The organism is Bacteroides celer, assembly GCF_002632415.2.
Classification (GTDB): domain Bacteria; phylum Bacteroidota; class Bacteroidia; order Bacteroidales; family Bacteroidaceae; genus Bacteroides.
Genome location: NZ_CP178209.1, coordinates 232,874 through 245,331 on the forward strand (window position 1 = coordinate 232,874; position 12,458 = coordinate 245,331).

At 38.9% G+C, this 12,458-nt stretch carries 6 protein-coding genes and 2 pseudogenes; all 8 read left to right on the plus strand.

Annotation, left to right across the window (positions count from 1 at the left end; genetic code table 11):
• The first annotated feature begins 9 nt into the window (after positions 1-9).
• The 8 genes and pseudogenes from CJF29_RS00710 (at position 10) to CJF29_RS00745 (ending at position 12,458) form a co-directional block, all read left to right on the plus strand.
• A complete protein-coding gene (locus CJF29_RS00710; protein WP_004302675.1) occupies positions 10-972 on the plus strand; it encodes a polysaccharide deacetylase family protein in 963 nt (320 codons plus the stop codon).
• Positions 973-1,097: 125 nt separating this feature from the next.
• Positions 1,098-4,238, plus strand: a complete 3,141-nt coding sequence (locus tag CJF29_RS00715) for a SusC/RagA family TonB-linked outer membrane protein (RefSeq protein WP_099147576.1) — start codon at positions 1,098-1,100, stop codon at positions 4,236-4,238.
• A 14-nt stretch (positions 4,239-4,252) separates the two neighbouring features.
• The gene (locus CJF29_RS00720; RefSeq protein ID WP_099147575.1) at positions 4,253-5,872 is read left to right on the plus strand and encodes a RagB/SusD family nutrient uptake outer membrane protein; all 1,620 of its coding nucleotides are present in this window, start codon (positions 4,253-4,255) and stop codon (positions 5,870-5,872) included.
• A gap of 30 nt (positions 5,873-5,902) precedes the next feature.
• Positions 5,903-7,177 (plus strand): annotated as a pseudogene (locus CJF29_RS00725) (glycoside hydrolase family 2 protein); the annotation flags it as partial.
• 87 nt (positions 7,178-7,264) lie between these two features.
• Positions 7,265-7,675: a hypothetical protein gene (locus tag CJF29_RS00730; RefSeq protein ID WP_002558307.1), complete on the plus strand. Its 411-nt coding sequence runs from the start codon at positions 7,265-7,267 to the stop codon at positions 7,673-7,675.
• Positions 7,617-8,693: a transposase gene (locus tag CJF29_RS00735; protein WP_002558306.1), complete on the plus strand. Its 1,077-nt coding sequence runs from the start codon at positions 7,617-7,619 to the stop codon at positions 8,691-8,693. The genes CJF29_RS00730 and CJF29_RS00735 overlap by 59 nt, the downstream gene beginning before the upstream one ends.
• Positions 8,694-8,712: 19 nt before the next feature.
• Positions 8,713-10,413, plus strand: a pseudogene (locus CJF29_RS00740) (DUF4982 domain-containing protein); the annotation flags it as partial.
• A 122-nt stretch (positions 10,414-10,535) separates the two neighbouring features.
• The gene (locus tag CJF29_RS00745; protein ID WP_099147330.1) at positions 10,536-12,458 is read left to right on the plus strand and encodes a hypothetical protein; all 1,923 of its coding nucleotides are present in this window, start codon (positions 10,536-10,538) and stop codon (positions 12,456-12,458) included.

The following is a 12,458-nucleotide window of genomic DNA, read 5'->3' on the forward strand; positions in this document are numbered from 1 at the left end:
AGAAAAGTCATGAAAATATTCTTTTTCCTTATTTTAAACCTTATCATTTGTTCTAATTCTGCATTCGCTGCAAATAGGGAGGTTTATGTAGCCAAATATAAGCATGATAAAATATGTGCTATTAGTTATACATTTGATGATGGGTTGGCAGAACATTATACAATCGTTTTTCCAGAATTGGAAAAACGGGGTTTTAAAGGAACTTTTTGGATATGCGGCTATTATACGGAACAGGGAATGGATGCAAAGGTTCCTCGAATGACTTGGATGCAATTGAAGGAAATGGCAAATAAAGGACATGAGATTTCCAATCATAGTTGGTCACATAAGAAAATGTCACGTTTGCCCTTAGCTCGTATTAAAGATGAGATAGAGAAAAATGATAGTGCAATTTTTGCTAACATTGGTATTATGCCTGTTACCTATTGTTATCCATATAATTATAAGCCAGATACGATTTCTCAGATAGCTTCTGAAAATAGGGTGGCAACACGTGTGAAACAATTTTCGATAGGTGGAAGTAAGGCAAGTCCTCAACGGTTTGCAAAATGGTTGGAAGACTTAATAAAAAACAAGGATTGGGGAGTAACCATGACCCATGGCATTAATTACGGATATGATGCTTTCAAGTCACCTGAATTATTTTGGGAACATTTGGACGAAGTGAAAAATATGGAGGATAAAATTTGGATAAGTACTTTTCGGCAAATCGCTTCTTATATAAAGGAGAGGAAAGAAATACAACTGAAAGTATCAGATAAAAAAGATGTGCTGGTTATTACTCCAAAATTGAAGCTAAATAAGGAACTTTTTGCGGAACCATTAACAATGATAGTCAGAAAGGAAGGAGTAAAAGGAGTAGTTGTTACCCAAAATAAAAAACGACTATCAGCAAATATCTTGGGGGATAAAATTATTTTTGATTTTAATCCTTATGATGGTTTAATAAAGGTGCGTTTAATTGAAAAATAGGATTCTGTACCATCTATTTGTACTGGATTGCATAATTAAAATATGTTCCTGTACTACATTTGCAATATGAAAATCACAAAATTGAATGTTTAAATTAAGTTTTTACTAATATGAAAATGAAATGTATGAAAAGCACAGAGTACGGCATTAGTTGTTTAAGTAGAGGAACTTTGTTTCTCTTTCTGCTAACTGTCTTTGTTTTGCAATCAGTTACGTTACTGGCTCAAAATGATCGTACTATCAGGGGTACAGTAATTGATGAAAATGAGGAACCTGTTATTGGTGCAACGGTTGTTGCTATCGGTACCAACCGTTCTACTATTACAAATATGGACGGTGCTTTTGAATTAAATCTTCCATCTACAGTTAAAACTCTGGAAATTTCTTTTTTAGGATATAATAAAGCAAAGGTCCAGTTGAAAGCACAATCAACTTATAAAGTTCAATTGACAGAATCATTGGTTCAATTAGATGAGGTAGTAGCTATAGGGTATGGTTCTGCCAAGAGAGGTAATCTGACAGGTTCTGTGTCCAAAGTGGATGCTTCGAAAATTGAAAATCGTCCGGCGCCGAATATTGCTTCTGCATTGCAAGGTATGCTTTCAGGGGTGGAAATCCGTTCAACAAGTGGAGCGCCTGGAGAAGAGCTTGAGATTCGTGTACGGGGAGCAGCATCGATTAATGCTGATGCGGTACCTTTATATGTATTGGATGGGATTCCGGTAGATAATCTGGGGAGCATTAATCCGAACGATATTGAGTCGATTGAGGTGTTAAAAGATGCTTCTTCTTCTGCTATCTATGGTTCACGTGGTGCAAATGGCGTTATTTTGATAACGACGAAAACTGCATCGAAGTCTGATAAAGTACGTGTTGATTTTTCTGCATCTTATGGTATTCAGCAATTGGAGAGAAGGGTAGATGTTTTGAGTCCGGAAGAATGGATTGATTTTCGTACTGCATATAATAATTATAGATATGTAGAGAAATATGCTGCAAAAGGAGCTACTGCTAATGATGATTGGGAAACTCGTTTAGCTATGAATGGTGGTAAGATTAGTTATTATTACATGAATGACCCTCGTTGGTCACAGCCTAATTATGGTGGTTTGGCATTGATAGACTGGCAGGATGAGTTTTTTCGTTTGGCTCCTATACAGAATTACCAACTATCTGTATCTAATGGTAATAAGAATAGCAAATACCGTCTTTCGTTGGGATATATTGATCAGCAAGGTGTTGCTATTGAAACAAGCTATAAACGTTTGAATCTACGTGCAAATGTAGAGTCCCGTTTGTTTGATCGTATCACAATGGGATTTAATATTGCTCCGACTATGACTTGGAATGAAGGAGGGAGCATTGAAGGAAAAGATCAACAGGCGCAGAAAGTTTTGTCTATGTGTCCTATAGCTGAGCCGGAAGCAGGGGTATATGAGGGTGCAGAGCCTTATGATAGTTATTTGTGGGCTAGTTCCAATGTGAGTCCAATAGCTTTTATGGAGCAGAATGTTAATCATCGGGAAAATATTAATGTAAACTCTTCTGCTTATTTGAAAATTGATTTATTGAAAGGGTTAAAGTTGGAAGCAACCGGCTCTTATATTTTTTCAAGTCAGCATAGACGTATCTTTACTCCAAGCTCAGTTCTGAAGAAATGGGAAGTGGGTGAAGGATATCATACAAGTGCAAATCGTTCTGATACACGTTCCCATAAATATTTGTTCCAAACGATATTGAATTATAACAGAACTTTTCGCAAGCATACGGTAGGCTTGATGGCTGGTTACTCTATGGAGTCTTCTTCTGGGGCATCAAGTAGTTTGTCTGCAAAGCAATTTGCGGATAACTCTTTAGAAGTTTTTACTTTGAATGATCAGGCGATTACCGGAGCATCTGCTACTTTAACGACTCCTAGCCGTTTACTTTCTTATTTCGGACGTTTTCAGTATGAATACGATAATCGCTATCTATTGACAGCGAGTATTCGCCGGGATGGTTCTTCGCGTTTTGGCAGGGAGAATAGATGGGGTACTTTTCCTGCTGTATCAGCGGCTTACCGTGTCTCGAATGAGAAATTCTGGCCTAAAGATTTTGTGATGAATCAATTAAAGGTGCGTGCAAGCTGGGGACTGAATGGTAATAATTCCATCTCTAATGGTGCTGCATTAGGATTGATGGAAAGTGCAAATTACTCATTGGGAAGTTTGGTTAATGGCTTTGCGCCAAGTTCTATTGACAACGAAAAACTGGGTTGGGAAAAGACACATAGCTGGAATATTGGTATAGACCTAGGATTCTTTAATAACCGTATTGTGCTGGCTGCCGACTATTATGATAAAACGACCAAAGATCTTTTGTATAAAGTTTCTGTTCCTGCCATTATGGGATTCACCAAAGCTTGGGGAAATATTGGTAGTATAGGAAATAGAGGTTTTGAATTGGAACTGACAACTCAGAACTTGACAGGGAAGCTGAATTGGAGTACATCCTTAAACGTTTCTTATAATAAAAACGAGGTAAAGAGTCTGGGAGAAGATAATACTACTGTATTTATTGGTTATAGTGATTCTAATACTCAGGTATTTATGGTAGGTCAGCCATTGAGAGCTTATTATATGTATGATGCTGTCGGAGTTTATCAGACTAAAGAAGATTTGAAGAAATATCCTACCATGACAAACTCACAGGTGGGAGACGTGAGATATCGCGATGCTAATGATGATGGAGTTATTAATGACCAGGATCGTACATTAGTAGGTAAACCGTCACCTGATTATACTTTTGGTTTCACAAACTCGTTCAGATATAAAGATTTTGATTTGTCTATTCTGCTTACGGCTCAAACCGGTGGTAAACTTTACAGTGTGTTAGGCCGAGCTATGGACCGTCCAGGTATGGGAGCTTCTATTAATGTATTAGCTAAATGGAAGAATATGTGGAGATCGGAAGAAGAACCGGGAGATGGAAAAACTCCAGGTATTGATAATAAAAATACAAGTTCGTTATATGACTCACGGTGGTTATATAGTACAGACTTTATAAAGATAAAAAATATTACTCTTGGTTATCGTATTCCCGTTAAAAGGTTTAAATATCTTAGCAGTGCCCGTTTGTATATGTCGGCAGAGAATGTTTGGATGTGGGATAAATATGACGGGGGATTCTCTCCGGAATCTAATAATGGTGGTGAAACTGCAGATTATGATTATGGAGCTTATCCTCAGCCAAGAACGATTACTTTGGGAGTTAATGTTACATTTTAATAAAACGGAAAATTATGGAATTGTATAAATACATATTAGGTGGAGCTTTATGTTTAGGATCGCTCTTTTCATCATGTAGTGATTGGTTGGAAGTAGAACCAGTAGACACTCGTACAACAAACTATTATTATAAGACACCCAAAGAGATGGAACAAGCGTTAATGGGGATTTATAATGGATTACTTCCTGTGTCGGAATATTCGTTATTAATGTCGGAACTTCGCTCTGATAATGTTTGGTGTGGTGAATATACCGGGGCCCAACGGGATTATTTGGCTATTAGTACCTATGATCCTAATTTGGCTATTACTTCCACTATAAGTGGAGCATGGGAAGAATTATACCGGATTGTATATCGTACCAATGTATTTCTGTCAAAAGTTGATGGAGTAACATTTATCATAGAAGGAACAAAAGAACAGATGATAGGGGAAGCGCGTTTTTTAAGAGCGTTGGCCTATTTTGATTTGGTACGCTATTTTGGACGCATACCTTTGACTCTATCTCCTTTGACTATTACCGAGGCTATGTCTGTTCCACAATCAGAAGCGCATGAAATTTATGAAAAAGCCATAATACCCGATTTAGAATATGCTATAACTAGTTTAAATGATGCTCCTACTGATTATTTGGGAAAGGCAACTTCCACAGGACGCGCTACTTTGCAAGCTGCACAGTCTTTACTTGGCAAGGTTTATTTAACTATGGCAGGTTATCCTTTATATGATGAAAGTAAAAAAGAATTAGCAAAAGACTTATTTGAGAAAGTAATAGATTACGCTGACGCAAAAAAGAAATTTTGGGCGAAAAATGCTGATGAGTGGAAGAGGATATGGATTAGTGACAATGATAATAAATATCATATATTTGAGATTCAATATATCGCAGCTAAAGATTATGGTAATCCGATGGCAGGTATATGTACTCCTAAACTTCCCTCCCAATATACCGCAGTACAATTGGCAGGATGGAGCATGGGATGTGCAGATGGTTTGAAAGAACTTCTGGGGGAAGAGAAAGATGCAGAAGGACATTACTTGGATGTACGTTGTCTGGCAACTATTGATACAACGAAATTTGTCAATAAAGACAACCCAAACCAAATTACTAGATATTCGGGCGATGATTTCTTTATTAAATTTATGGAACATAAGATTAAGAGACAGGAACTGGGATATTCCGATATTGATGGGCAAATAATAGATCGTACTTATTTCCCTATTAATTATCCATTAATTCGGTTGGAAGATGTCATGTTAATGTATGCGGAGATTGTGGGGCCTACGGATAGGGGGATAGATATGGTAGATAGGATTCGTACTCGTGCCGGCTTGAGTGAATTAAGTGATGCGGAGAAAGTACCGGATAAATTCCAGAAGTGTATAGAAAAAGAACGTCGTAAGGAATTGGCTTTTGAGGGTATTCGCTGGCATGATCTTGTCCGTCATAATAATTTGCAAGCCGTGAAAGACAAGTTTATGCATTATGCTACTGATTCAGAAGGTAATATCACTCGCCCTCTAGTTGCTCAATATGCTGATCGTGTAAAAGAAGGTACTTATCTTTATCCGATTCCTGATACACAGATGAAAGTGAAAGAAGGATTATATGAACAGAATGAGGCTTATAAGTGATTAAAACATAATTGTTAATTTAGAATTAGTATGAAGAATAAATTTCTTATATTATTGTATATCTTTACTTTTACATTTGCCATTAAAGGATATACTACGGAATGTGGAAAATATAGTTTTAATAACGACTGGCTTTTAAAAGTAGGCGATATTCCTGATGCACAGAAAAGTCAGTTTAAAGATGATGATTGGAGCAAGGTAACACTTCCGAGAGCTTTTAATGAGGATGAAGCATTCAAAGTTTCGATAGAGCAACTGACCGATACGGTTATGTGGTATCGTAAACATTTTAAGATTGAAAATCGAGGCAATCGGAAAGTGTTTATTGAGTTTGAAGGAATACGTCAGGCTGGTGATTTTTATTTGAACGGACATCGTTTGGGAAAGCATGAGAATGGTGTAATGGCAGTAGGTTTTGATTTAACACCTTATATGAAAGACGGAGATAACGTGCTAGCTGTACGTATTGATAATAACTGGCAATATCGTGAGGTGGCAACAAAAGCCAAATTTCAGTGGAATGATCGTAATTTTAATGCTAATTATGGCGGTATCCCCAAAAATGTTTATTTGTATGTAAAAGATAGCGTTTATCAAACTCTTCCATTATATAGTCACTTGAAAACAACAGGAGTATATGTTTATGCGACTGATATAAATATAAAAGACCGTAAAGCTAAGATTCATGCGGAATCCGAGGTAAAGAATGATAGTCGTGAAGTTCGTCGGTTTAGTTATCAGGTGACATTAATTGATGCAGACGGTAAAATTGTAAAATCCTTTAGAGGTTCTGATATAACATTAAAAGCTGGAGAAACAAGAATAGTTAAAGCTGCCGCCGAAGTCGGAGATTTACATTTCTGGAGTTGGGGATACGGTTATCTTTACATGGTGAAGACTGCACTTGTAAATGCTCAGAAACAAATCTTTGATGAAGTAACAACGCGTACAGGTTTTCGTAAAACTAGATTTGGAGAAGGAAAGATCTGGTTGAATGATCGTGTCATACAAATGAAAGGGTATGCTCAACGTACTAGTAATGAATGGCCTTCGGTAGGAATGTCTGTTCCGGCATGGCTTAGTGACTATTCAAATGATCTGATGGTAAGAAGTAATGCTAATTTTGTTCGTTGGATGCATGTTACACCATGGAAACAAGATGTAGAATCATGTGACCGTGTTGGTCTTATTCAAGCCATGCCTGCTGGAGATTCAGAAAAAGATAGGGAAGGTCGCCAATGGGAGCAACGTACGGAGTTGATGCGTGATGCGATCATTTATAATCGCAATAACCCGAGTATTTTGGGGGCACGTGTAAAAACCTGTGTTTTCGTTTGTTATTTTTTGCTATAAAAAATCTTTGTAGTACCTTTGTTTTGCAATCATATAGCAATGTCAGAGAATCCATTAGTAAAGCTATTAAGCTACATACTCCCTTCGGAGTTCAACGAATATTTTGACCTTACCGATGTTAAGGAAGAAGAACGTGGCGTGGAGAAGATTCTCCATCTGTATCTTCACGAGAAGAACCTTCAGCCGGATGGTCACACAGAGCTGTCTCCCAACGGTTTCTACCCGGAATCATGCATCAACCACTTTCCTCTCAACGAGCACCGTACCGTTCTGCACGTATGCCGTCGCCGTTGGAAGGACGGTTTGGGCAGGACGTATAGCAGAGATTGGGAGTTGACAGCAAAAGGAACACGGCACACTAAGGAGTTTGCCGCTTTTTTAAAAGAATTCCTTGGATACATCCCCGATTACAGCCAGATCACTCCAGAAACCGTATCACATCAAGGCTGACGAGTTCGAACGTGCCTACAAGGATTTCCTCAGCGGTTACCGCACGTGGAAAGAATTGTCACATGCGGAGGACTGGCTTGTCTTCTATAAGAACATAGGGCCACAACTGAGCATTGACGAGACAGCGCTCTCTGACGGTGAACTTTATACAATAATCTCCAACAAGGCTGCCCATGGCGGCAAGGGAGCTATCGTGGCCATTATCAAGGGGACAAAGGTCGAGGATGTCGTAAAGGCGTTGATGCGCATCCTTTGGTACGAGAGGGCTAAGGTGCTGGAGGTAACGATGGACTTCTCCGAGAGCATGCATTCCATAGTAAAGCAGTGCTTCCCGTATGCCACGATAACCATCGACCGCTTCCATGTCCAGAAGGACTGCTACGATGCCATGCAGCAAGTGCGTATCAGGCACAGGCGCGAGGCCCAACGTACCGAAGTGGAAGCGCGCGAGCAGCACAAGCTCCGTAACAAGAAGAATGCCGAGGCACGAAAGAGACGTCTTGAGAAGAATGGAGGCAAACGGAAAGGAAAACAAGGACGGAAGCCTAACCGCAAGAATGAGAAGTACGAGCCTGTGAGGCTGTCAAACGGAGATACCGTCTGTGAACTCCTGACGCGCTCACGCTATTTGCTGATGACATCGGCAGATAAATGGACAGCGACTCAGAAAATCCGTGCAAGGCTGCTGTTTGAACTCTATCCTGATATGAAGACCGCATATTCAATCTCGCACTCTTTGCGCATGATTTTCAATAACAAAAACGCCACAAGGGAAAGCGGGAAGAAAAGCCTCGCCCAATGGTATGCAAAAGTCGGAGAGTTCGGAGACGAAAACTTCAACACTGTTGCAGCAACCATCTATGAACGGCAGGGAGAGATTCTCAACTACTTCATCAATCGGTCTACCAATGCGTCTGCTGAATCTCTTAATTCAAAGATCAAGCAGTTTCGAGCACAACTACATGGGGTTATAGATGTAAAGTTCTTCTTATTCAGACTCTCAAAGATATTTGGCTAAACACAGGTTTTTGCAAGTGCCCCGTATTTTGTTCTATGAATGCGGTAATAACTCGATTAGCCGAGATCACATGCTGGATATGAAAGCTATTCGGGATAAATATGACCCGTTTGGTGGTCGTGCTATTGGTTCCCGTGAGATGTTAGACATTCGTGAAGCTGAATGGGGAGGAGAAATGCTGTATATCAATAAGAGTAAACATCATCCGATGTGGGCTACGGAATATTGTCGTGATGAAGGACTGAGAAAATATTGGGATGAATATAGTTATCCGTTTCATAAAGAGGGAGATGGTCCTTTGCATCGCAATCAACCAGCTACCAGTTATAATCATAATCAAGATGAGTTTGCAGTTGAATTAATTCGTCGTTGGTATGATTATTGGCGTGAACGTCCCGGAACGGGGGAACGAGTTAGTTCCGGTGGAGCAAAAATTATCTTTTCTGATAGCAATACCCATCATCGTGGTTCGGAAAATTATCGTCGTAGTGGTGTGACTGACCCGATGCGCATTGAGAAAGATGGCTTTTTTGCTCATCAAGTGATGTGGAATGGTTGGGTAGATACAGAAAACCACCAAACTCATATAATTGGTCATTGGAATTATCCGCTAGATACAGTGAAACCTGTGTATGTAGTATCTACAGGAGAAGAAGTGGAATTGTTTCTTAATGGGGAGTCTTTAGGTAAAGGCAATCGTGATTATAATTTCTTATTTACTTTTGATAAAGTTGCATTTAAACCGGGCAAATTAGAAGCTGTAAGCTATGATAAAAAAGGAAAAGAATTGAGTCGTTGTACTTTGGCAACTGCGGGTGAACCTGCGAATTTGAAATTGACAGTTATACAGAATCCCGATGGTTTCCAGGCAGATGGAGCTGACATGGCTTTAATTCAAGTGGAAGTTGTAGATAGAGAAGGAAAGCGCTGTCCACTGGACAATCGAATCATTAAGTTTGATTTGAAAGGGGAAGCTGAATGGCGTGGTGGCATTGCACAAGGTGAAAATAATTATATTCTTAGTAAGAATTTACCAGTTGAATGTGGTATAAATCGTGTCTTTGTCCGTAGTACTACAAAAGCAGGAAAAATAATATTAACTGCGAAAGCTAAGGGACTTCCCGATGCTTCTGTTTTATTGGAAACAATCCCTGTTACTATAAAAGATGGTTTGGGAACTTATTTACCTCAATATACATTGAAAGGGAGATTTGATAAAGGTGAAACACCTCGAACTCCATCTTATAAAGATACAAAAAAAGAAGTACGCATTGTTTCTGCCAAAGCGGGTGCTAATACACAAGATGTAGAAAAGAGTTATGATGATAATGAACTAAGTGAATGGGGTAATGATGGTGCGTTATCAACCGCTTGGATTACTTATAAACTTGAACGTGTAGCAGAGATTAATGATATCTGTTTGAAATTACGGGGATGGCGTAGAAATAGTTATCCGTTGGAGGTGTATGCAGGGAAAACGTTGATTTGGAAAGGAAATACGGATAAAAGTTTGGGTTATATTCATTTGGAAACTATTCCGGTACGTACAGATGAAATAACAATCTCTTTAAAAGGTAGTGCTACAGAAAGTGATGCATTTGGTGAAATTGTGGAAGTGGCGGCTACAGTGACCAATAAAATGGAACTACAAGATAACAAACAGAAGGGAAAACGCTATCTTAAGATTATAGAGGTTGAATTTCTTGAGAATGTGAAATGATATCTTGCTTAAATTGTAATAAGATTGATTAGACTAGTAAATGGTGTCGTTTTAATGAGAATTGAAACGGTGCCATTTTTTTAAGGAAGGAAGTTGTAATTTGTTAACTTAAATAGCGAGAAATGAAGATATATATACTTTTTGTGTTTGTAGGTCTATGTATGGTTACATCTTGTACAGATGATGAGATAATTGTTAATGAATCGCCAGTTTCGGAAATACCTGATTATTCTCCGGTAACTAATATGGCTTCTCCTTTGAAACGGATGTTATGGGCATCTATTAATAGTCGTCCGGATGCTTCGTTGAAGAAGTTTAGAGAATTTAATGACAAGATATTAGTTAGTTGGCGTATGTTTCCTATTGATGATGCTTCTACAGCATTTGATTTGTATCGTACCAGTGGTAATACTATGGAAATAAAGTTGAACTCAGAACCAATAAAGAACTCTACTAATTATCAGGATGTAGAGGCAGATCGTACTGTTGATAATACATATAGATTATGCTATGCCAATAGTAATGAAACATTGGATACTTATACAATTACGGCTCGGCAGGCTAGTGAAGGACTACCATATTTATCAATTCCATTGCAGAGTACAGTAAATGTGAGCCCTCTGCTTCTATATGAAGCTAATGATGCTAGTGTCGGTGATCTGGATGGAGATGGAATTTATGAAATTGTTTTAAAGAGACTGGTGCATACTTCGACAACAGATGGAGGTGAAGGTAGTACAACGAGCGAGGTCAGACATACGACCTTATTTGAAGCTTATAAGTTGAATGGGGAATTTATGTGGAGAATAACTTCAGGTCCTAATATTCCTATGGGGAACTCGGCCTCGTTTGCAGTCTATGATTTTGATGGAGACGGAAAATGCGAGATTGCTCTTCGTACTTCCGAAGGGACGATATTTGGTGATGGAACGGAAATTGGGGATATTGATGGAGATGGAAAGACTGATTATCGGGTTCCTGGAGAAAATTACATTCATGGTGGGCCGGAATTTCTTTCTGTCATAGAGGGAGCTACAGGGAAAGAATTGGCTCGTACAAATTATATTTCTTTAGGGACAAGTGAGGATTGGGGAGACAATTATTATAAACGTTCCAGCAGTTATCGGGTTGGTTTGGGAAATTTTTCAGGGACAAATACTTCGATTTTGATTTGTAGAGGAGTTTATGATAAAATGGTTTTGGAGGCATGGGATTTTGGGAGTGGAAAATTGACGAAACGATGGAGATTTGATACCACGGATGGTATTCATGGTTCATATGCGGGACAAGGGAATCATAGTTTGAGTGTGGGTGATGTAGATGGTGACCGATTAGATGAGGTTGTATATGGTGCTTGTACTATTGATCATGATGGAAAAGGATTGAACAATTCAGGTTTTGGTCATGGAGACGCATTACATTTGGGTAAATTCGATCCGTCGAGACCGGGGTTACAGATTTGGTCTTGCTTTGAGACGGGAGCAGTCGGGGCGGCTTTCCGAGATGCTCACACAGGAGAAGTAATATGGAAATACGATGATTCTTCGGATATAGGACGTGCATTAGTTGCTGATATAGATCCGGAGTCTCCAGGTTGCGAAATGTGGTGGTTCAGGAGTAATGTATATTCATGTACTGGAGTAGACTTGGGTTATAAGTCACAATCCTGCAATATGGCGATTTGGTGGTCTGGTTCTTTGAACAGGCAACTTTTGAATGAAAGTGCAATTGACGCGCCTGTGAAGAATGCTTCTAATGACAGGATGTTTACTATTTATCGATATGATGTGACAACTGTTAATGGTACCAAATCCAATCCATGTTTCTATGGTGATATCACCGGAGATTGGCGTGAAGAGGTTATTATGATTACCAAGGATGGCACAGAACTGCGCATTTTTAGTACATGGTATCCTACTGAATATAAATTTCCTTATTTGATGAGTGATCATGTCTATGAGATGAGTGCTGTCAATCAGAATATAGGTTATAATCAACCTACACAATTAGGATACTATCTTGGATCAGATTTGATAAAAAAATAA

Excerpts from the sequence above, each read along its gene's own strand:
- CJF29_RS00710 (WP_004302675.1), top strand. The coding sequence starts at position 10 with ATGAAAATATTCTTTTTCCTTATTTTAAACCTTATCATTTGTTCTAAT.
- CJF29_RS00715 (WP_099147576.1), top strand. The coding sequence starts at position 1,098 with ATGAAAAGCACAGAGTACGGCATTAGTTGTTTAAGTAGAGGAACTTTG.
- CJF29_RS00720 (WP_099147575.1), top strand. The coding sequence starts at position 4,253 with ATGGAATTGTATAAATACATATTAGGTGGAGCTTTATGTTTAGGATCG.
- CJF29_RS00730 (WP_002558307.1), top strand. The coding sequence starts at position 7,265 with ATGTCAGAGAATCCATTAGTAAAGCTATTAAGCTACATACTCCCTTCG.
- CJF29_RS00745 (WP_099147330.1), top strand. The coding sequence starts at position 10,536 with ATGAAGATATATATACTTTTTGTGTTTGTAGGTCTATGTATGGTTACA.